This window comes from Serratia sp. 25CWL12, from assembly GCF_055790885.1.
This window is the reverse complement of the sequence record NZ_CM147698.1, coordinates 1,411,449-1,431,964: the sequence shown is the minus strand read 5'-3', so window position 1 is coordinate 1,431,964 and position 20,516 is coordinate 1,411,449. Positions and strand designations below refer to the sequence as shown.

Here is a 20,516-nt window from a genome sequence, read left to right as displayed (position 1 = left end):
AGCGGGTTACTCGGTTAGGGGGATTCTTAGTCTGTGCTCGATCTCTCCATCGGGCTCCATGAAGTCAACATCGACAGCAACAAGGGCGAGTTCTTCAAGCTGCTGAAGGTCTTCCCAGTGCTGGGTATCCTCCGCTGAAATGTCCGTCTTGGCTGAGAAGTCGAACTGAAAATACAAGTGGGCGCGGTTCATATCGAGCAGGTTGCCGCCATCGTATTGAATGGGATCGTAGCCCTCAAACTCCCACCCAAGTAGCGCCTTCCACAGTTCAGCTCTAACATCATGAACAACATCAAACGCCGCCGCTTGCCCTCGCTGGTCTGCTGTGTTGTCCATTACGACTATCACCGCAAAACCCTCGGTAAGTTCTTGCCAGTAATCGGTCTGTGAGCGCTGTTCGCCAACATTGTCATCAAGCGGAATAACCCACGCCGAAGGTAACTTCATTTTTGCGTTTTCAGGAATGGGTTTATATTCTGCCGCCCCACTCACTCGCCCTTCAAATGAGGGGCACCGTAGGCGCAGTGCAGCAATAATCATTGAGAGTTTCACTTTTTCACGGGCCTCACTGACGCCTGTAGCGCCTCAAATAGTACGCGCTGGATCCATGCCTGCTTATTGAGCAGAGCCTGTTCCATAAAGTTTTTACGCGGTGCAATCTTCCAACCATCGCCCCCGGAAGCGCCTTTCTTATGGCTCTTGCCGCGACGTGCCTTGCGCTTCACGCCATGCCATAGGAAGGCTGGGTAAAAGTCACCGTCAATCATTCGGTTCGCTTTGCCTCCTTTTTGGTTTGGGGCAATCTTCACCATGAACCCGGGGCGACCACCGGATGCAGTTGGTACTTTATAGCCGATTGATTTTGACAATCGTCCGGTCCTGAATCCTGGAACCTCACCGCCTTTAGATATCGCTCGCCGAGCAACAAGGCGGCGAGACTCCGCCATTACCTGTTGTCCAACTTTCACAAACGCACGGCGAACGCGGGCCTTGTTGAAGGTGATTTCCGGTGTCTTATCAAAATCAACGTGCAGGTATAGTCCACTGTTTGAGTTTTCAATTCCCACCAGCACCCCCTATGGCATCTACGGTGCCTAATTCCTCGGCAGAGATAACCAAAAAACGTCGGTCATCATTAAGGTCCTTTGTGCCTTTAACCCTGTAGACCATGCTATTGATCACGACCTCATCGTCGGTGCTAACACTATTCCTGAATCTGATAACAATTCGGTGTGTGATCGCGTCATCAACTTGCATTGAATCAATGCGCACTGAATCACCCACTGGGGCCAACTTCGCCCAAGTGGTAAACGTGTTGGTATACACGCTATCCACACCCATGTGATCACTGCCTGGTACATCCTCACGGGTGCGGAACTGTGCGCGGCGGTTAAGCTCGCCGATTGATGGAGGTCGGTAAAATGCGGCAACTTCACTGGCTCTGCGTTTCATGGCTACAACCCGTAAATGACGTATGGCTGAAGTAGTGACTCAACAGCAAAAGGAACGTCCGTTATTTCAATCGCAGAGCTGGCTTCCCGGTTTTCGTACCAGTGCCCGATCAGTAAAAGCATGGCTGCTGCTACTTCATCACCAAAAAGTAATCTATCAGGATCGTCAGCATAGCCGGGATCAGTGTCGGATTCGTACAGCGTACGGCGCGTGTAGTTCTGCACGTACTTTTTTGCCGCCCCGGTATAGATATTCAGTAACGCATCATCGTCAGTGAAATCTTGATCAAGGCGGCAGTGGGCTTTTACCAGAACCAAGCTGATCATGCGGCACCTACTTTTTTGATTTTTTATCCTTCGGCTGCTCCTGCTGCTCCTGCTGCTCCTGCTGCTCCTGCTGCTCCTGCTGCTCCTGCTGCTCCTGCTGCTCCTGCTGCTCCTGCTGCTCCTGCTGCTCCTGCTGCTCCTGCTGCTCCTGCTGCTCCTGCTGCTCCTGCTGCTCCTGCTGCTCTGCAGAGTGTGGCTTCTCACACAGCTTTGCATAGCCTTTTTTGATAAGTTCGCGCCCGTGTTGCTCGGTCGCTTCAAACTGCTTGCCTTCGGTCAATACGCTGCCATCGACATAAATGGGGCGGGTAAGAGTTATTTTCATTATTTCACCTGATAGTTAGCGGCCCAAGAAGGGCCGCATGTAGGTTACGCGCCGATTGCTGGAACGGTGAACGGCCCATAAATAAACGCTTCTGGGCGCTTAACAGCCAGCGCAAGACGCTCTTCGCAACGGATTGAGATCATGTTTTTCTCAAAGTCGTCAGCGTTCTCCGTTGAGATAACCACGTTGGCATCTTCACGGTCGAACAACTGAGCGGCCACATTAAACGCACCGGTCAAGAATTTACCCTGGAATGCTGCGGTCTCGGTTGCGACTACCGGCAGACCCCACAGGGTTGGACCGGTCAACGCTGATGGATTGGCTAGGATGTAGCGCCCCAGGCTATCCTTCGTTAACTCAATTTTTGCCCAATCAATGAAGTGCAGCACATGGCCTGACGCCGGGAAGCGTGCGAGTTGAGCTTGCAGCATTGCCAATCGCAGATCGTCAATACCGTTTTGCTGAGCAACTTCAAAAGCCGGATCAAACACCGATGCTTGCGGGATAATTCCGTGAAGGTGAACGCCGGTACCATCACCAAACAAAATCTCCTGCTCTTCGACATACTTCAGGCCGAAGCGCATTTCAGTATCAATCGTTGATTGCAGTTGCGCGAAATCGTCAAGGATTTGCTTGGACGCTTTGAACATGTGCGCAATGGTAGTGACCGGGGTTAATTTGGTTGCAAACTCAATGTCGCTGTATGGCTTAGCTGTACCCTCTGCAACCACTCTTGCAGCGTTGGTAAACCCAGTTTGCTGCACCCAGAAGATCGCAGGTGACGTGGTTCGCCCGGGTGCGATCAGGTCGCGGATAAACAGACGCTGCTTTGGTGCAACATCAATCCCTGGTAAGCGCTGAGGCTCAACAACGCCAGGCGCAACGTCAGTTGATAGCAGAGCTGCGTTTACCGGGATGCTTACGCGCTTGTTGCCTTCAACACTGGCTGCAAACGCTTTCAGTGCTTCAGAGCTAACGACAACTTTACCCAACGATTCAACCGTTTTAACAGCGTTGCCGATTGGCATTTCAGCAACATGCTGCTCAAGCTCACCCAATGCAGCTTTCAGCGTTTTCTCTGCAGCCCTTAGTGCGTTAAGCTCGACCGCCATTTTATCAACTGTTTCTTTTGTCTCCGCTGACAACTGGCCTGATTTTTTCGCTTCGCTCAGTGCATCTTCGGCTTTCGCGTTGAATTTGCTAGTTGCTTCGTTGATCGAGGCCGTGACGCCTTTTAGCACTTCATTAATTTCTGACATAATTTCTCCAGATTATTTGCACGCCGACACGAACCCGCAAACAGCGGCTTCTAATTTGGCTAAGGTTTCGGGGTTAACTTCTTTGGTAGCGCTCGGCGTACCATCGGGATCGATAACAGCGCCTGGCATGTTACCTTTTAATGCTTGGATCAGTTTTTTGCGCTCAGAGCGCGGTGTATTGGTTTTTGCTAGTAATGCATCCAGCTTGCGCAATGCGGCTGCCGGGGAATCATCGCCACCGCTTACCGCATCGGCAGGCAGCAAAGAATCAGCCATCCCTTTATCAACAGCATCACTGCCAACAATATAGGTCTCGGCATCCATCATGTCCTGCACGGTCTTCATATCAATTCCAGAGCGGGCGGCGTAGATATCTGCCATGGCCTTATCGAATGGCTCAAGGGAAGCGGCTAATTCAGAAAAGTCATTGCGGTTACCCATCGCGTAAACCCAGCAGTTATGGATCATCAAAAACGCACCGCGCCCGATCTGTATCTCGTCACCGCCCATGGCAACAATGGATGCAGCACTAGCAGCAATACCCAGCACCTTAACGGTGACTTTTCCGGGGTGCTCACGCAGCAAGTTGTAGATCGCTAACCCTTCAAACATATCCCCGCCAGGGGAGTTAATGTTTACAGTCACGTCAGCACCATTCATTGATCGCAGAGCGGCAGCTATCCGCTTGGTGGATACGCCTTCACCCCAGTAGTCCTGCCCGATAACGTCAAATATAGAGATACTATTGTCGTCAGTAGCGGCCGCTTTTAGTCCGCCATTCCAGCGCTCAAGCGCAGAAGGCGTTGGTTCACTGGATACACCCACGCAGGGGCGCCCCACCGGCGCTGCCGGAAGCTGTCTTTTTGTCATGGGGGTATTACTCCTACGCCGCTTTTCTTAGCGGTGATTGCTCGATAGGAACATCAGGGAATAGATAGTTGTGTAGTTGCACAATGTTGCTGGCCTGTGCGCCAAGGTTATTCTGCTTCAGATCTTCCAGTGGGGTCAGGCTGAGTTGAACTGTATAAATTTCGCCTCCTGGTATCGGTGGCAGGTTTTCCAGTTTGCGTACATCGTTGCGGCTCATCCAGCCATTTTGCAGAGCTGTTGTGTAGTACGCAGAACGCCCGACGCTATCAGCGCGCAGTAGACCCTCAACAGAGAATTCAGCAAAGAAATCCTCATCACCGTCAAGAAGGCACCGCGCTATTTCCTGCTCAATGTTTACAAGTAACGGGCGCAGCGTGTTGGTCAGAAAGATAAGGTTCATCCCTTCAACACTTGACGCCCAGCTGCTCTGTTTTGTTACGTGGCCAACCATAAAAGGTGGCACCCTAAACCAGCGGCATATCTCCTCTATGCTGAAAGCTCGGCTTTCAAGAAGTTGCGCCGCCTCTGGGTTCATTGTCACGTTTTGGTAGGAGAGTTTGTTTTCGAGCACCATCAGCTTGCCGGCATTTTTCGAGCCGATAAAGGACTGAAGGTTTGCCCGTAGTCGATCACGCTGCTCCTTGTTTAGTGCGGTTTCTGACGATAGAAACCCAGTGCTTTGCAATCCGTTTTCGAAAATCTTCGCCGCAGCCTCATCAACTGACATAGCAGCGCCGATCACATCACGACCGGAATAAAGCGGCATCATCCCGCTGACGCCATCCAAGCCAAAGCCTCTGATGTGCATCATGCGGTCAACGGGTACAACCCGCCTTACGCCTTCCTCTGTATACGTATACTCAAGCTGCCCAGTTTCGAGGCGCTTTACAACCATGTTTTGCGGCAGCAGCGGATTTAGCGCCACCAGCTTTTTGCCAATGTAGCGTTTTTCGATAAACGCATTACCCCTCAGGCAAATACTGGCCACAACCAAAAGCATAAAGCGGGATGGCGTCATTTCTGAGTTGGGGCGACGGCAAAGTACTTTGTAAGCTGGGTGATCTTGCGCCAGTTTCCGCGATCCGTCAGCTTCGCGCATGTACACTTTCAGCGGCAGCGTTGAAACCGACTCGCTCAGCAAGCGGATGCAAGCCCAAACGGCGGAAAGCTGCAGAGACTTGTCAGCAGTGACAACTTTTCCGCTGCTGCTAGTGCCAAACCATTCCTGCCAGAATGTCCCGGTCGTCAGGCTGATCGGGACACCAAGCCAATTTAAAAGGGCGCTTTTTACGCGCCCAGGTTTTTTGTTTTTGTTCATCAGACACCCACTATGATCGGATCATCAAAAAAGCCCTCTATATCCCCATCATCCGGCGTGTAACCCTCAGCGGCACCTATAGCCATGGCAGAAGCAACAACACCATCTATGCGGCCCGTACTCTTTTTCTTTGCGAATATCCGGTTGTCTTTCTGGTCTGCCTCTAGAACTGCAGAAGCGGCGTTCCATCGCAAGCATGGGTTTGCACGGATGGTGATATCGTGATTATTCAGATGCTCTTCGAAAAGCTCGATTGAGCGAGGCATCCACAAGCCAGACTCTTGCGCTTTATAGAAACCCTGCCCATGGGGGATGAGTTCGACACTGACAGACTCGGCGCTTAACTCTGGCTCAAGGTACTTGATCCGGTATTGGTCAAACGCTATGCACTTGATGTTGTACTTTGCTGCAAGCTCACCAATGCGGACCGCTACAAAACCATAGTTTACTGCCCTTCCTGGTGGCGCATGAATGAAGCCATTTCTTAGCCAGGCGTCATACGGCACGTGGTCAGTTTTGGCCCGTTCTAGCAGTGAATCTTTCGGCGTCCAGAATTCAACGAGCAGCTTTTTGGACTTCGGAAAGTAAAGAGCAAGCGCGGTTAAATCTCGAGATCCTGACAAGTCGAGACCGCCAAAACACTCCTCGCCATCCAGATCACTAGGATCAAAGTCTTCTTCGCACTCCATCCATGTATTGCTGTTGATCCACGGGTCTGATGATTCGACCCACTGGCAGAAGTTTAACCGTCGAACAATACTCTCTTTCGACGGCATCCCACGAGCTTGCGTCACCTGCTCACGCAAATATTTATCTGTAAACGTCTTTCCTAGTGACGGGTTTGCTTTGCCCCAGCACGATTCATCTTTGAATGGATCATCACCATCATCTAGCGAGCATATGAAGCTAAAAAAGCTGTCATCTTCCAGGTCACCTGCGGCAACCTTGCGCCCGTACTCATGATACTCATAACAAACACTGGCCTTGTTATGACCTGAGTTTGTGATCAAAAACAGCAGTGCCTGGCGACGGCCTTTTGTGCCAGCACGCATCATCTCTACAACTGCGTTTGTTTTGTGCTCATGCACTTCGTCGATTAATGCGCCGTGTGGTCTCGGGCCTGACTGCCCATCATCTGAGCTGATGGGCTTGAAGAATGATCCTGTTTGCAAGAAAGCAAGGTTCCAGACGTTTAATCCGGTACCAGACTTCGTGATTCTCTGGGCTAAGGCGGGAGACTGATCCACCATCGTCACGGCATCACGAAAAAGAATCATTGCCTGGTCTTTTTTCGTTGCCGCAGCATAGACTTCTGCGCGTGGTTCTTTGTCTGCCATTAGCAGATACAGGCCAATGCCACCAGCTAGCGGGGACTTACCAGAGCCCTTTCCTGACTCTATATAGCTCATGCGGAAACGTCTTGTCCCGTCCTGGGCTTTCCACCCAAAAAGTGAGCCAACGATAAAACACTGCCAAGGCAACAGAATAAACGGCTTCCCTTCATGGTCTCCACCGTTAAGCTTCAATACCTTGGAGAAAAATTCAATTACGCGATTTGCAGCCTCAACATCCCAAAATAGGCCTCTTTCTGGCCCGCGCTCAAGATCTAGCAAGTGCCGCGCACAGGCCGCTCTAATATCAGGTCCGGCGATAATTAGCCCGTCAGTAACGTCAATTGCGTATTGTGTTGCAGGATCAGCCAAAGAACTGGTTGAGCGGGTCTTCTTCTTTTTCTCCACCATTAATATTTACCTTTGATCTGGCTGCTGGCGTTAAACCGAATTCCACCAAATAACTTTTAAAGCGCCGATCAGCATCGGCCAGCATTGCAACAGCAGGGTTCGCTTTTATCAGGAAACCGCCTTCAGTCATGACGGTATACGTTCTCCCCTCATCGGATATCGTGTTTCTTAGTTGGAGAATATCAGCGTAAATGTCGCAAAGGCGCTCAAGGGCAAACGTATCTGCAACAGTCAGAATCCCCATGCCATCTAACAAGACGGTCATCCGGCCCCAGGCCGTTTTACCCCAGTCAGTAAGATGCGATGGTGGGCTGGGTATTTCCCTGGCGGGTTTTGGTTCTTTATCGTTGAGTTTGCGTTTGCCCGGGTTGCCTGTGACCACTTTCAAATGAGTGGGTTTTGGGCGTCTTCCGGCCATTTTCCCTCCAGAAAAAAACTTTTCATTTCGCGGTTGTGCACAAAAATGAGGGCGGGCGGTCTAAGATTGGCTCGCTCTGGAACTTTTTACCCGCCCCTCCCCAGTCAAAAATAGTTGCAAATGAAATGATTTCATATGCAATCATTTCACCGCAACCCAATGTGACCCAGGATCAAGCGGTATGCCGTCTTCTGAGCATCCAGCAACTTTCCCGCTCTTCTCTTGTCGCTGCTTCGTCGAGTTGTGGTGAGGGGTGCATAGTGCCTGCCAGTTGCTTCTACCCCAGAACAAACGTTGTGCTGCTTTCATCTGCTCTGGTGTCTTAGCTTCCTTCATGCGATGTGGAATGATGTGATCGACGACCGTCGCGGCGGTGATGATGCCTTGTTGCTTGCACATTGCGCACAATGGATTTAGCCGCAGGAACTCAAGCCTTGCCGCTTGCCATTTGCTGCCGTATATCGCCATGAGAACCTACGCATTGATAACAAACGTTACCGGACGATTAAGGGCTCTAACCCATGTCGGGGTTCCCTTCTCTATCGTATACACGGATTTGTTCAGTGAACCGTAGACCATAGGCAGACCGATGATTGTTGCCACTGGCTTGGCGCTGGCTTGGCAGATGTATGCATAGCCACTGGCGATTGATACCGCCGCATCATTGGTTCCATCATAAATCTGCACCCAATCACCTGGTGCTACAGTGGTGTTCAGTAGCTCCATTTATACCCCCGGCGTCATCTGCTCAGCGATGAGCAATATTGTGGAAGCGGTAAAATTACCACCGTTTGACTTTATGGAAATGGCCGCGCCGTTCGTTGCTAAATTCCCGCCGCTATCAACGCTAAAGAATGTTGGGAATGACAGAGTGTCAGTTGTAACAGCTTGATCCCTACTCTCCACCAGTTTGTTACCCATAGTCCCCGAGAAGTCGACTTCCATTGACCGGCTTGAACTGCCACCTCCCCAGGTTCCGATAACGTTTAACTTGAATGTCATCGTCGTGTCGCTGTTAAACGCTTTTATCTTGTCAGTTGATGTATCAAAGAAAGGGGCGAAAACACCAGATACGGGCGTTAGTGTTTTCAGTAAGGTAATCAAGTTCGTGGCGGTTTGGGGTATCGTCAGGTTCAAACCCGTGAAAAGCAGTTCTGATTTGCTCCTTACCAGTGGCGATGCGGGAACTTCAATGCGTGCAACAATACCGTTATACACAGTCATTCTGTACTCCAAAAACCGTGGTGACGCAGGATCAACTAACCACGACAGCGGTACTAGCTGCCGCTTCCGACTTGATCCATGCCACCGTTGGTGGTGTTATCGTCACCCATTCTTCAATGACGTGACCTGGTGCATCAACGGCAGGTGCAGTCGGCGAATCTACCAGGCGCACCATCCCGGATTTGACTTGCACCGTTACAGTGTTGGTGCCATTTGTAATATTGACCCATGCAGCAGTCAGATCTAAAACTGTCGTCGCCATAATTATTCCTCTCTTTCATTGGGGTTGGTGGCTGGATCCTGAGGCTCTGGTGAAGCTTCAGGCTGCTGATCGGTACCTGGTTCTGGTGCCACCTCGATATCTGGGATCAGTTCTGGTTCATCGCATGCTGGCATCTCTACGCGCAAATCGACCCAGCGCCCCGCTGGAATATCGATAGGCTGACCTTCCTTGTATCCGTCTTTGACGTTTTGGGCGAACTTCGGCGCGGTAGAATTGATGCGGTGGAAAGTCTTAATCAGCAAATCGCCAGACTCATCGACTTCATAGTCAACCCAGATTTGAGGAAGATCGTTAATATCCTTCGGTAATCCGATGCCACCACTTGATCCGCCCCAAGCTCCGTCAGAGTTAAAGCCGAGGGTGCCGGATACACGATAGACGCCTTCACTAATACGTTCGGTGATAACACCCTGGCTTTCGCTATTGAGTTCGCTAGTGCCATCGCCAAACAATCTGACAATCGGGCTGGCCTTTTTCAAAAATCCGTTGGCGTCTACAGTAGTATTCCCGCTATGCCATGCGCTTACCCAATCCCTTGACCCATCGGGCCGCACGTAGCCTGCGTGTAGTTTAATTGTGCTAGGCGTAGCACCGTGCCCAACGTAAATATGTCCCGTATACGAGCCGCTGACAGATACAGATACACCAGCCATCACCGATGTGCCTGCGGGTGAACCGGTCTGTCCTTCGACTCCTCGATAAAAACCGGCTGCTGTTGACAGCTGCGTGAAATCAAGGGCTGCACCGTTATTGACCGTGCCGATGCCATAATCGCCTTTTTTTATAAGCGGGGTGGCACCAGAATATACAGCTGCTGGAAACGTGGCTGTACCGTCCGGCTTTAATGATAGTGTGTACGCTGTACCACTCCATCTAAGATTCAACTGGCCGGTATCTGTCTGTGCATAAATTGCGCTTTTTTCTACTGAAGCTTCATCTCTAAAACGAAGCAGTACATTTGGTGATGATGAATTTGCAAAGTGATGCTGATCGCCATTAAACGTGATCGGCGATTTAAAATTTATAGACCCCTGCACCGTCTGTGTAACCGTAGCTGATTTTCTAACAGCATCTTCCAGCCCTACGCCGACAAACTCAGTGCCGGGTTTAATTATTGCCATGATTATCACCTCAAGGAGAAAAGCCTCGGCATAGTCCGGGGCCCTGATTGTTATGCATTATCGAGCACCTACGTATAGATGCTCTGTAATGCCTACGCTTCTGATGGCTGAGCCACGGCGCGAACCAAAGCCATGATGCCTGTCTGAATATCAGTCTTGCCAATATCAGCCCAACGCAGAGGCTCTGCCGACAGATAGCGCCGATACTCTTGCGCCTCATCTGATGCGCCTTGATATACATCGAAGTCAGTGCCGCTCTGCGCATCACATGCAGCAGCCAACTTAACATCGAAATCAGTCTTCAAGCGTCCAGCTAGTTCGGCCTGCAGAGCCAATAGTTCCGCCCCTTTGGCTTTGATTCTGTTCATCAGGTCAATCTCTTCCTGACTCAACTCGCGGTACCCTTTTATTTTACGGTGTTGGTTTTCCATTCTCTCTCCAATCTGTTTTTTGCGGTAACCCGGCACGCCAAGCGGCAAGCACGTCAATTCGGTAGGCGCATATATCCAACGCCGTTTGTAGCTGCAGGGCATAACTGCCGATATCAGCCCACGTAACGCCCTCGAACTGTGGCTTTTCACATTGTGTAAAAACGGTTTCCGGTGGCATAAGCACCACGGGCTGTGGTACGGGAGGAATTTCTTTACCGCTGCAAGAGCTCAAGAACAGCGCTAGGGGCAGCAGTAACGGCGCACTGATCGTTTTTAGTTGCATCACGGTACCTCCTTTGGTTGTCGCTGGCCTCTTGCCGCAGTTGCTGTTCTCTATGCTGCTGCGCGGCGATCAGGGCCCGGTTTGCTGCATCCTGAGATTTCATGATGATGATGAGCGCCGACTGCTCTTGTAGCTTTCCTGCTTGCTCCTCTATCGTCTGATTTGCGACATCAAGACGACCCGAAAGCCATGTGGCGTAGCCCCCAAGACAAATGGCAATCAGAATTGTGAAGATGAGGGGGTATTTGACCATTATGCTTTCTCGAAGTGCGGGCTATCAGTCTCGCCTTTTTCTTGGATACCATTGCCATTCCAATCGCGGCCCCAGCGGATTTTTACATCATGCTCCCTTGCCGCTTGGAACATGGATTTCGAAACAGTCTCGAACGCTTTTGTATCATTCCAGCCAGTTTCAGGCAGTAAATCCACAGCAAGGCCATCGATATGCTTAGATTGAAGAGTCCAAGTTACGATCTTGCCGGGCGCAGTTCTCCCTTGAGCATACAGATCCTTTTGCCTTTCCCTGGTACGTAGCCCCTCGATCACTGTAAAGCGGATAGGGCAAATTTCGGCAGCGCGACGAACGACATTTGCAAAAGGAATATCTACGCCGACCAGATTTTTTTCACTTCTCTCATTAAGTACAAAGCCCATTATTTAAGTATCCTCTGTGATGCCGTTATCATCCTCAGCTTTACCCAGTCCTCGTTACTAGGAGCGGTAACAAAGCCAACCACCATGACACCGATTAACATGCCGTAGCTCGGGGGTATCGCAACATTGCAGATATAATTCACGCCAGAATTACGGGCCTCATCGCCAATCGTCGTATTTGCCACTAGAGGACCGCAGTAAGTTTTGCCGTTGATTGTTTTCAGTATCCCGGCGCTATGCTCGGAATAAGGGCGGAGGGCTAAATCTGAAACTCCCTCAAGCTGGGGAATCCTTCGTTCTGCTATGCGGAAGTACAAGGCCGTTCGCTTGTTCTGGGCGAGATTGTATGACCACACCGTGACGCTTTTACCGCCTACGTCAGCCAGCAATTTTGCCGATTCGATATCGACGGTATCCATGTTTATTGTTGGAGTTCCGTAGGAGCTCATGAGCCAGTAGCTGATCTCCTTCCTGCTCTCCCATGAGAAATAACAAATTCCCGTAAACGCCACCAGCGCCATAAATAGACCCAGCTTCTTCCAAGTGTTTATGTATTTCAGTAGTCGGAATGCGTCATTGCGGACGCCTTCATCTTTGTTGCCAGATTCCATACGCAGCCTTAAAAAAAGCCGCTCGAAAGCGGCAACCAGGGAAATAAAAAGCCCCGGACTATACCGAGGCTGGTTTATCCGTCCGGGTTTATCTCCCGGGCGGTTTGTTCAAATCGTTCTTGCTCAAGCTCTACACCAATAGCCTTACGGCCTAATTTCAATGCTGCTTTAATCGTTGCACCTGAACCCATAAAGAAATCAGCCACAACATCACCCGGTCTACTGCTTGCACTTATGATGTGTTCCATCATCGCCGCTGGCTTTTCACAAGGATGCTTGCCAGGGTAATACTGAACAGAGGGGTATACCCAAACATCAGTATGGGGTACCCCTTTCGTAACACTAAACGGACGGCGGAGGTTTTCGTATTCAACCCTTAAGTCGTCATACTGTTTCACCAGCCCGCTGTATTCATCCACCAGGCCCGCATGCTCACGAACTAATGAAGCATGATCAGCTGTTAAGCCAGTTGCACCGCGCTTCGCTGCCTTACGCTTAAATAGTGCCTGTAACTCGGCGTACTGCTTTTCGTTTGGTAACTGCCACTGACTGCTACTAAACCAATGGCTACACATCTGCGTGCTGGTGGACTCATTGATTTCTTGCGTGGAAACCTCCAAGCGTTGACGCGCTGACCTGAAATACTCAATCAGCGGAGCAAAGACTTGTTGCTTTAACTCTTGGCACTTTGACGCATAGCCAGCATTACCCTTTGCGAATCCTTCAGCACCATAATGCTCTGCAAAAAGTATGTGCTCAGTAGCCGGGAAGTATTGCCGGAATGACTCTTTACAAGCCGCATTCCAACGGCCAGACGGTTTAACCCAAACAATATGATTCAGCACATTGAACCGGTCACGCATCAGCATTTCAGTATCCGTGGCCAGCTTTGGGCTACAGAACACATACAGCGAACCATTTGGTTTTAATGCCCGCCAGAACTCGCAAAAGAATTCATCCAACCAAGCAAGATAATCAGCCTGGGTTTTCCACTGATTATCCCAGGCGCACGACTTCACCCGGTAGTACGGAGGATCCGTAGCTATCAGGTCAATGCAGTTATCAGGAAGGGTTTTGATGTATTCGAGAGAGTCAGCGTTAACGAGGGTAACACTGTTTAAATTTACAGTATTTTTCATAGATCAGAAGCGCCAGATTTGATAGGCTCTCACTGCTGTACAGCATGGGCCTTGGTTTGCTTGTGATCCAACGCATGAGCAGATGACGGTTTGAGTGTTGCTGCACTTTAACCGTCGCCCATTTCACAACATCGCGCCCTGGCATCTGCCGGGGCTTTTTATTGGGTCCAGAAACGAAAAAACCCCGCCGAAGCGAGGTTTTTTGATTGGATAAGCTACTGACTGCGTAACCACTCTTATCACACTAGTCTAGATTTTGCGGACCGCACTAGCTTTTTTTTCATAAATGTTTTTCCGCCCACCTCCGGGTCCATGTCCAGTTCTATATCGAGCATCGCCAAGCACCCTTCAATGAAGTTTTCACCCATCTGCAGCGCTATGCGTATCAGCTTCTCATCTCGCTTGTGCTTACGAGCCATGGCACGCTTAGGAATATTAAAAACGTAGTGCTGGACTATCAGTTCATGCTCGTCAGCTCTGATGGCTTTCAGCCTTGCCATGCACCCCTCGATGATCAAACCGTCATCATCACAGCACGATAGCCTTGATTTTGATGATTGCGGGAGTAACCCCTTAAAACCTGCGGCAATCGGTGAATAGTCAACACCGCTATGGTCACCAGCAGCCCAACCACCCCAACGCTCAAGAACCGCCTGAATATCTCTCATAGCCTCACCCCACAGTTAAGCAATTGCGCCAAGCGCAACAGACAAATCAAAAAACGCATACCACAGATCAACCTGGCTTCCGTATTCCCGCTCCCATGCCCACATGTCACTATGTAACTCGTCGTGATGCTGTCGGCATAATGGGATTGTCAGAAGGTCGTGGGCTTTGGTACCCATGCCGCCCTGCCCGTGCCCAATGATGTGGTGGGGATCGTCAGCGCTGCCCCCGCAACAAACGCATGGGCGAGACTTCACCCACTGCAAATATTTTGCGTTTTCCCACCGGTACCGCTTGGGGATCTTCATAAACGCTTGCGGCGGTTCGGGGTCTATTTTCAGTACCTTCACCGCTTTTGCTTTCTGCTGGACAATCTCACGCGCTGCTGGCGTGTGTGTAATGTCTGCCTCTTTCGTTGTACCGGTTGGTACCGTGTGTGGCTTAACGCGCAGTGAAGCTGCGGCCACTGTTTCTGGTAACAGATCAAAAAGGTCATGGAGTACAGCCCACCAGCACAATTCAGGAAGCGTTAGCTGGTGGCCTTCCTGTAGCAAAAAATGACTGCGCACATGATCAACGATGAAAGCGGCCCGGGTGGCGCTCGCTATTGCGTCCAGCTTTGGCGTGCTCTGTTCACGCAAAGTGTGATCATGATGCCAACACAACCGGATTGCATTGGTTCCATAGCTTAGGGTCGTCATATTGCGATCATGATAATCGCCATCCCACTGGCATGATGTCATTCGTTCAACCCAGCCAGTAAGCGCTGCAACACCACCAGCAGCACGCAATACCTTTTCATGCTGATAGAAGGGCTGGAAGCGCGGATCGTTGGCTATCAGCTGATCGGCGGCTGGCAGTGGCCCAGATGGCAGTTCGTTAAACTCTCTTGGCTCCGTCGATACCAGAACACGGCTACCGAACATCGGCAGCAGATCAGGACCAGGCCGTAAAATCACTTGTCCAAGCTCGCGAACAATGATCGGTGTTAGTAGTCCTCTCACGGCAACACCTCACTGATCAGCAGCTCTACCGATCCACCAGCCTTTACTGGCCCCCACTCCGCAACAATCTTTTTTATCTGGCTATCGTCCAACCAGACTCCAGCTTGGGTCATTGCATCAAATAGAGCCTTAAAATAGTTATCCAGATCCCGGCGTGCTTTGTTTGGTGGGCAGAACACCACCGATACGTGGACCTCTCCGGTAATTGGTTTGGGGCGGCGGCGTAGCTGCTCGAGCACTCGAGCAATGGCCTCGGCCTGGAATTTACGACCACGATCACTAACAAGGTGACGACCTTTAGACGCCCCTTTGTTTGGTGCCCGCCAGTACCCGTTTACGCTTGGTGGAAATGGCAGGGTTAACATCATGCGGCAACCTCCCGGCGTGGTACGCACATTTCCGGCAAATTGGCCCTCACCAGTGCTTCGGCGAATGGCGGAGGAACCGCGTTGCCACAGCGTGCTACTTGCTTATCCTTGGCATACTTCTTGCCACGGTAGTCCTGTTCGATGATGTACCAGGCTGGAAACCCTTGGGCGGCGTATAACTCATGCGGTTGCAACATGCGCATACCAATATCAACAATCTGGTAATCAACGCCCTCAACGGTTACTAGGCCAAAGCGGTCGTTTGTGGTAACGGTATGCAGCGGATCCTTGAGGCTTACCCCTTCCTTATCGGCACCGTAATACTTCAACAAAAACGCTCTCACTTCTCCAAAGTGGTTACCACCGGCTGTTACCGTTTGCAAAGGTTCGGTAACCTCTTGCCCAGTGTTTGTGCCGCGCATCTTGATGAGATTTGACGTAACCAAGGCATGGTGATCGACAGTTGTCACCGTGTGGGCTGGTTCTGTTAGATCCGCACCGGGGCCGGTATAGTTGCCGCCGAAATGTTTAGCCAAAAATGCAGATACCAGTTGGCTTTTACCACCACCGCCAGCGGTGATAGTGCCGTTTGGCTCATCAACTCCATGACCTACGCTATTACCAAACTGGCGGGTGATCACCGGGGCTACAACTAGGTGCTCAGCTTTCGTCGTAACGGTAGTTAGCGGCTTACCGGCTTCATATGCTAGGCGGTCGCCACCAAAGCCAGTTTGACCAATACGGGCGATGATTGGCGTTAGTCTTGCCTCAACCATTCCCATGGCATGCCCGTTACCGCCTGGGCGTTTCGAACTTCCCGCTGTGATAGTGGAAATTGGTTCATCACATTCCTGCCCTGTCGCTCCTGTCCGAAACTTTGTTACGTGTGGTGATACCAGCGCGTAGCCGGGACTTTTCGTGATCGTCTGCAATGGCTCATCAAGTGACTGGCCCCGGAAACAATCGTAAGTTGTCTTGGTGCTAGTGTGATTGCACTTGACGATAAACGGCGTTGGGTTGTCGATGACAAACCGCTGAATGCCACGGGCAATGCGTTTCAGTGTGTTTTCTGCCAGCGGCTTCTTGCGTTCAAATATGCTTGGGCATGGGATTGACCAATCAATGCATTCGGCGGCTGTACGCCACGGTTTCAGTTTGCCGCTTTGGACTTCCAGCGACTTTAGATCCCCGTGGGTAGGCTCTGGCCAGACAACCTTTTTCCCATCACAGCGCATCACCATAAAAAATCTATTTCTAATAGTTGGCGCACCATAATCACATGCACGTAATTCGCGGTGATCGACAACGTAGCCAAGACCGGCAACCAGGCGGCTAACTTCTTCACTGTCAGCTTTAAGCCCCAATATTTCGCAGCATTCAGCCAGCGCCGGGTGATTGGCCGCAATGCCGGTGGTAAGCATGCCCACGAAGGCGTCAAACGTTTCTTTAGCACGCGCCGGATCTGGGTAGCTACGCTCTGGATAAACCGGCCCCACAAATTGAGCCATTAATTTTTTAGGCAAATTAGGCTTTGAGGGTTCGGTGATCAACGGCCCCCACGTTTTAAATTCTTCGACGTTCTCAAGCATCATCACGCGTGGACGTTTTACCAGCGCCCATCTGATCAAGATCCAAGCAAGTCCGCGTATTTCTTTCTTAACCGGTGCGCCGCCCTTGGCTTTACTAAAGTGGCGACAATCAGGACTAAACCAGGCCAACCCAACATCTTTACCCGCTGTAGCTACGGCAGGATCGATATCAAATACTGACTCGCAATAGTGCAGAGTTTCAGGATGGTTGGTTTCATGCATCGCTATGGCGTGCGGGTCGTGATTGATCGCAATATCAACACTTCGACCAATCGCCAACTCGATCCCGGTACTCGCCCCACCGCCACCAGCAAAATTATCAACGATGATTTCACGCATGTACGCCTCCCATTGACTCAGCCATGCTTGCCACTGCTGCTAAAATTTCGTGGTTTGGCATGCGCTCTAACCACATCCTGTTGATATGCGATTTCAATTTATTTTGCTGTGCCGGTGGTAGTTCAACGGCTTGTGGTACCTGCTCAAACATCAGGCCCACTTCAAGTGGCCACACTCTGTTCTCTTCATATGCTGGGATTTCTGCGGTAACTTGCGGTTGCTTTTGTGGTACCAGGCGTTCAGCTTCACGGCGGATTTGAGCCAAAAATGCATTACCCTGGGCTTCTAACTGTTCACGCTTGACATAGCTCATGGCTGGACCGCGCCAATCTTTATCGAAGATGGCGATAGCCCCGGCGAAAAATGCCCCGGTTGGTATCTGTTTCTCATTGGCTGGTACAAACCACTCTGGAACGTCGAATCCAACTCGCCCACGGATGAAAGCAATGTGATCGGCTTGCTCTGGCCACCATGCTTCAGATGTTGCGGCTTTTATCAGAAATACATACCGACCACCCCGCTCACGCATGTTTATTGTGTGGGCCATGATGTGGCGCATTCCTGTGATGTACTGACCTTCGTGCTGCTGGGTTCTTGAGTACGGCGGATTACCAAATGCCGCGCCATTCAACTCTTCCAGCTTTTCTGACCAGTTATGGGTAAGCGCGTTGTCTTCGGCAGTGTAAAACGCAGGGCATTTGCTGTTCTCGCCATCACTGAATAAGTCGAGAACAAGCGGCCCAAACATCGCATTGATGCCCCAGAAAAGCGGATCCGGAGTACGCCATTGATCGCCAATCTCTTTCAGTTCATGAGTGGGCTGTGAGCGTAAACCGTTTAGTTTTTCACAATAGGCGTTCACAGGTTACCCCTCATCTTTTCAGCTTTGGCAAGCTGCCTCATCAGGTGATAGCGGCTTTCAATGTTAAATTGGTCAAGTACCCAGATCCAACCACGGCGGCGGGCAACACTGCGAAATTGCATATCGTCAGCCCACAAGCAACGCAGTTGGCGCAATTTCCACCAGCGATAAAGTTTTTTCATGATGTAGCCCCTTTCTGCTTGGCGCGGATCATCGCTAACAGCTCTGCACCCTTGCGTTGATATTCGCCGTCTTTGTCCATCAGCTCTGAAGTTGATGGTGCCCGTGTTTTGTGCTCAATCTGAGCTGCTGGGGTTGGTACCGTTTCGCCTGCGGCAAGTTTCTTGGTCCAGCGTGCCAGTTGAGCCTGTAGGGCTTTTTTGGTTTCTGCTGCTGTATGGTTGTATTGGCGCATCAGCCTACGAGCATCCAACACGATCCAGTACAGCACTGGGTGGCTCCATGGGAATGCCTCTGGCGAGTCGTAGCGGTCACGGTTTGCAGCGTAGCGGTCAAACTCAGCAACAGTTTCATCTATGGTTGGTAACCCTACCGCTGCTGCTGAACACTCTTTGCACCAGGCAACAAACTGACCAACGCTCGGGATGAATGGGATTGATTGAGAACGAGCAACACGCAAGCCAGCGCGGATCACCGCCATGCTGGTAACGCCGCTTTCGATAAGCCCTTTTGCCCATACCTGCTTAGCGCTTTTCATGCTGTCAGCATCAGGGTAAGCAGTGCGCCAGGCTGGAAAGGTGATCGCGAGTTCGCCAAAAATATCGTTAACGTTCTTGATTGCCTCAGCGTTGATTTGAGCGTTTGAAAAATCAATGACACGCTCACTTACTTGGGGCACTTCATGACGTTCTATCTGCAAATTTTCAAAAGTTTTCAGTGTATTCATGATCACAACCCCAGCCCGTTATCTGCCCACGATGTGTCATTCAGTTCATCGCTCAAGTTGAGCGCGGCCTTCCGGCCTCCTGTGTTCGTATCACTGAGTTTCAGTGTTAAATCGTCCCACTTCTCCCGCAGCTTCGAGGGGCTAAGGATGTTCTTACACCAGAACGGATCCCGGTTTACTTTTCCGAACAGTTGACAAATCTGCTTGTGATTACGCCCGTCTTGAACGCACATCAGGCGAATCTCATTAGCCCATGCAGCCCAATTAGGTTCTTTAGGACGGCTGATTTCACCATCGCATTCAGCAGCCTGCTCATACATCGTGATGATTTTCCCCCAAATCCATTCAGCGGCTTTCAGGTCGTCATGTGTTCCCCATATTTTTTTCTTGGCGCTGAATACCGCGGCTTCTGGATGGCGAGATAAAAAATCATCGTCCGTGGATTGGTCTGGTTGCACAGCAACCGGACAAGAAGGGTTTTCTAATGGTGGATCTGTTTTAACTGATGGATCGGCTGTACCCGGTACAGGCTGACTTTGGTTTTTTTCGCTGTTATGTGCAGGGTCATACGGTGAGCCCTCACATGGTGAGCCTTCATATTGTGAGGCTTCACACGGTACAGGCTGATGTTTCTTTCTTGGGCCTGTACCGTGTGATGGATGTACGTTTCCTTCGTCGTACAGCTTCTGTAAGTTCAACTGATACATGTTCGTATCTTGCTGATGTTTGCCCTTACGTTCTTTACGTGGGCGCTCTATCTTCGTCAACCAATCCAGCTCAACCAATTCATTGATTGCTCTGCGAGTGCCACTATCTGAGCGAAAACTGCATTTACGCATCAGCGTTTTTACCGCAGGCCACGCCAATCCCTCATCGCTTGCATGATCAGCGATGGATAGGAGCAGCATTTTTCTTGGCTGCGTCAAGCTCTGAAGCTCCCAAACCATAGACATCAACTTAATGCTCATGCGTCGATCCTTTTGAAACGCGCCCGGAATATGATTAGGGGTGACGCGCACTCCCACTCATAACCCGTGCGCTTGTAAATAACCCGCTGGCCTAGGCGGTCGTAGCCAATAACGTGCACAACGATGCCGTTCCGGTCGCGGTAGTATCTGTCGAGTTCTTCAATTAGCTTTGCCATCAGTCCGCCGCCTACGTTTAATGACCTCAAGAATGGCCGCTGCTCTGCCGTAGTTGCATGGCACCCAGTGGGAAGCTATGCGGCGTTGGTAATGGAATCTGACTGGATGAGCGCCACCCGGTAATGCCAGGCAGCGCAGTTGCGGTAATCGGTTTGTTGCTGCTAAACTGTTCATGCGGTT

At 50.8% G+C, this 20,516-nt stretch carries 31 protein-coding genes; all 31 read right to left on the bottom strand.

What is annotated here, in order from left to right; translation table 11 throughout:
- Positions 1-6: 6 nt before the first annotated feature.
- On the bottom strand, positions 7-552 hold the full coding sequence (locus ACX9GV_RS06305) for a phage tail terminator protein (protein ID WP_473197443.1): 546 nt from the start codon (positions 550-552) through the stop codon (positions 7-9).
- Positions 549-1,067 (bottom strand): hypothetical protein, encoded by a 519-nt coding sequence (locus tag ACX9GV_RS06300; RefSeq protein ID WP_473197442.1) that lies wholly within the window; start codon positions 1,065-1,067, stop codon positions 549-551. Before ACX9GV_RS06300 ends, ACX9GV_RS06305 begins: the two co-directional genes overlap by 4 nt.
- Positions 1,057-1,452: a phage head closure protein gene (locus tag ACX9GV_RS06295; RefSeq protein ID WP_473197441.1), complete on the bottom strand. Its 396-nt coding sequence runs from the start codon at positions 1,450-1,452 to the stop codon at positions 1,057-1,059. The genes ACX9GV_RS06300 and ACX9GV_RS06295 overlap by 11 nt, the downstream gene beginning before the upstream one ends.
- A 2-nt stretch (positions 1,453-1,454) precedes the next feature.
- Positions 1,455-1,778, bottom strand: coding sequence for a head-tail connector protein (locus ACX9GV_RS06290; protein WP_473197440.1), 324 nt, complete (start codon positions 1,776-1,778; stop codon positions 1,455-1,457).
- Positions 1,779-1,785: 7 nt separating this feature from the next.
- Positions 1,786-2,103, bottom strand: coding sequence for a DUF7210 family protein (locus ACX9GV_RS06285; protein WP_473197439.1), 318 nt, complete (start codon positions 2,101-2,103; stop codon positions 1,786-1,788).
- Positions 2,104-2,147: 44 nt separating this feature from the next.
- The gene (locus tag ACX9GV_RS06280) at positions 2,148-3,362 is read right to left on the bottom strand and encodes a phage major capsid protein (RefSeq protein ID WP_473197438.1); all 1,215 of its coding nucleotides are present in this window, start codon (positions 3,360-3,362) and stop codon (positions 2,148-2,150) included.
- Positions 3,363-3,374: 12 nt separating this feature from the next.
- Positions 3,375-4,232 carry a head maturation protease, ClpP-related gene (locus ACX9GV_RS06275; RefSeq protein ID WP_473197437.1) on the bottom strand — a complete coding sequence of 286 codons (858 nt, stop codon included), beginning with the start codon at positions 4,230-4,232 and terminating at the stop codon, positions 3,375-3,377.
- 13 nt (positions 4,233-4,245) lie between these two features.
- Positions 4,246-5,550 (bottom strand): phage portal protein, encoded by a 1,305-nt coding sequence (locus tag ACX9GV_RS06270; protein WP_473197436.1) that lies wholly within the window; start codon positions 5,548-5,550, stop codon positions 4,246-4,248.
- Positions 5,550-7,292, bottom strand: a complete 1,743-nt coding sequence (locus tag ACX9GV_RS06265; RefSeq protein WP_473197435.1) for a terminase large subunit — start codon at positions 7,290-7,292, stop codon at positions 5,550-5,552. Before ACX9GV_RS06265 ends, ACX9GV_RS06270 begins: the two co-directional genes overlap by 1 nt.
- Positions 7,246-7,710, bottom strand: a complete 465-nt coding sequence (locus tag ACX9GV_RS06260; RefSeq protein ID WP_473197434.1) for a phage terminase small subunit P27 family — start codon at positions 7,708-7,710, stop codon at positions 7,246-7,248. The genes ACX9GV_RS06265 and ACX9GV_RS06260 overlap by 47 nt, the downstream gene beginning before the upstream one ends.
- Before the next feature lie 141 nt (positions 7,711-7,851).
- Entirely contained in the window at positions 7,852-8,178 is a 327-nt protein-coding gene (locus ACX9GV_RS06255) for an HNH endonuclease (protein WP_473197433.1), read from the bottom strand.
- Positions 8,179-8,184: 6 nt separating this feature from the next.
- The gene (locus ACX9GV_RS06250) at positions 8,185-8,436 is read right to left on the bottom strand and encodes a hypothetical protein (protein ID WP_473197432.1); all 252 of its coding nucleotides are present in this window, start codon (positions 8,434-8,436) and stop codon (positions 8,185-8,187) included.
- The gene (locus ACX9GV_RS06245; RefSeq protein ID WP_473197431.1) at positions 8,437-8,934 is read right to left on the bottom strand and encodes a tail needle knob protein; all 498 of its coding nucleotides are present in this window, start codon (positions 8,932-8,934) and stop codon (positions 8,437-8,439) included.
- A gap of 31 nt (positions 8,935-8,965) precedes the next feature.
- Entirely contained in the window at positions 8,966-9,196 is a 231-nt protein-coding gene (locus ACX9GV_RS06240) for a hypothetical protein (protein ID WP_473197430.1), read from the bottom strand.
- A 2-nt stretch (positions 9,197-9,198) separates the two neighbouring features.
- Positions 9,199-10,338 (bottom strand): phage tail fiber protein, encoded by a 1,140-nt coding sequence (locus tag ACX9GV_RS06235; protein WP_473197429.1) that lies wholly within the window; start codon positions 10,336-10,338, stop codon positions 9,199-9,201.
- Positions 10,339-10,430: 92 nt separating this feature from the next.
- Entirely contained in the window at positions 10,431-10,769 is a 339-nt protein-coding gene (locus ACX9GV_RS06230; protein ID WP_473197428.1) for an Acb2/Tad1 domain-containing protein, read from the bottom strand.
- Positions 10,750-10,947, bottom strand: coding sequence for an Rz1-like lysis system protein LysC (lysC, locus tag ACX9GV_RS06225; RefSeq protein ID WP_473197427.1), 198 nt, complete (start codon positions 10,945-10,947; stop codon positions 10,750-10,752). The genes ACX9GV_RS06230 and lysC overlap by 20 nt, the downstream gene beginning before the upstream one ends.
- Before the next feature lie 34 nt (positions 10,948-10,981).
- Positions 10,982-11,305, bottom strand: a complete 324-nt coding sequence (locus ACX9GV_RS06220) for a hypothetical protein (protein WP_473197426.1) — start codon at positions 11,303-11,305, stop codon at positions 10,982-10,984.
- Complete coding sequence (locus tag ACX9GV_RS06215; protein ID WP_473197425.1) at positions 11,305-11,706, bottom strand: M15 family metallopeptidase; 402 nt, start codon at positions 11,704-11,706, stop codon at positions 11,305-11,307. The genes ACX9GV_RS06220 and ACX9GV_RS06215 overlap by 1 nt, the downstream gene beginning before the upstream one ends.
- Positions 11,706-12,317: a hypothetical protein gene (locus tag ACX9GV_RS06210; protein WP_473197424.1), complete on the bottom strand. Its 612-nt coding sequence runs from the start codon at positions 12,315-12,317 to the stop codon at positions 11,706-11,708. The genes ACX9GV_RS06215 and ACX9GV_RS06210 overlap by 1 nt, the downstream gene beginning before the upstream one ends.
- 74 nt (positions 12,318-12,391) lie before the next feature.
- On the bottom strand, positions 12,392-13,456 hold the full coding sequence (locus ACX9GV_RS06205; protein WP_473197423.1) for a DNA-methyltransferase: 1,065 nt from the start codon (positions 13,454-13,456) through the stop codon (positions 12,392-12,394).
- A 239-nt stretch (positions 13,457-13,695) separates the two neighbouring features.
- Positions 13,696-14,124, bottom strand: coding sequence for an antiterminator Q family protein (locus tag ACX9GV_RS06200; RefSeq protein WP_473197422.1), 429 nt, complete (start codon positions 14,122-14,124; stop codon positions 13,696-13,698).
- 15 nt (positions 14,125-14,139) lie between these two features.
- Positions 14,140-15,126 (bottom strand): DUF968 domain-containing protein, encoded by a 987-nt coding sequence (locus tag ACX9GV_RS06195; protein ID WP_473197421.1) that lies wholly within the window; start codon positions 15,124-15,126, stop codon positions 14,140-14,142.
- On the bottom strand, positions 15,123-15,494 hold the full coding sequence (locus tag ACX9GV_RS06190; RefSeq protein ID WP_473197420.1) for a RusA family crossover junction endodeoxyribonuclease: 372 nt from the start codon (positions 15,492-15,494) through the stop codon (positions 15,123-15,125). Before ACX9GV_RS06190 ends, ACX9GV_RS06195 begins: the two co-directional genes overlap by 4 nt.
- Complete coding sequence (locus tag ACX9GV_RS06185) at positions 15,491-17,422, bottom strand: DNA cytosine methyltransferase (protein WP_473197419.1); 1,932 nt, start codon at positions 17,420-17,422, stop codon at positions 15,491-15,493. Before ACX9GV_RS06185 ends, ACX9GV_RS06190 begins: the two co-directional genes overlap by 4 nt.
- A complete protein-coding gene (locus ACX9GV_RS06180; protein WP_473197418.1) occupies positions 17,415-18,284 on the bottom strand; it encodes a phage N-6-adenine-methyltransferase in 870 nt (289 codons plus the stop codon). Before ACX9GV_RS06180 ends, ACX9GV_RS06185 begins: the two co-directional genes overlap by 8 nt.
- Positions 18,281-18,466 carry a hypothetical protein gene (locus tag ACX9GV_RS06175; protein ID WP_473197417.1) on the bottom strand — a complete coding sequence of 62 codons (186 nt, stop codon included), beginning with the start codon at positions 18,464-18,466 and terminating at the stop codon, positions 18,281-18,283. Before ACX9GV_RS06175 ends, ACX9GV_RS06180 begins: the two co-directional genes overlap by 4 nt.
- Positions 18,463-19,191 (bottom strand): replication protein P, encoded by a 729-nt coding sequence (locus tag ACX9GV_RS06170; RefSeq protein ID WP_473197416.1) that lies wholly within the window; start codon positions 19,189-19,191, stop codon positions 18,463-18,465. Before ACX9GV_RS06170 ends, ACX9GV_RS06175 begins: the two co-directional genes overlap by 4 nt.
- A gap of 2 nt (positions 19,192-19,193) precedes the next feature.
- On the bottom strand, positions 19,194-20,159 hold the full coding sequence (locus ACX9GV_RS06165; RefSeq protein ID WP_473197415.1) for a helix-turn-helix domain-containing protein: 966 nt from the start codon (positions 20,157-20,159) through the stop codon (positions 19,194-19,196).
- A complete protein-coding gene (locus ACX9GV_RS06160) occupies positions 20,156-20,335 on the bottom strand; it encodes a DUF4222 domain-containing protein (protein ID WP_023492297.1) in 180 nt (59 codons plus the stop codon). The genes ACX9GV_RS06165 and ACX9GV_RS06160 overlap by 4 nt, the downstream gene beginning before the upstream one ends.
- A complete protein-coding gene (locus ACX9GV_RS06155; RefSeq protein WP_473197414.1) occupies positions 20,319-20,510 on the bottom strand; it encodes a hypothetical protein in 192 nt (63 codons plus the stop codon). Before ACX9GV_RS06155 ends, ACX9GV_RS06160 begins: the two co-directional genes overlap by 17 nt.
- Positions 20,511-20,516 lie beyond the last annotated feature (6 nt).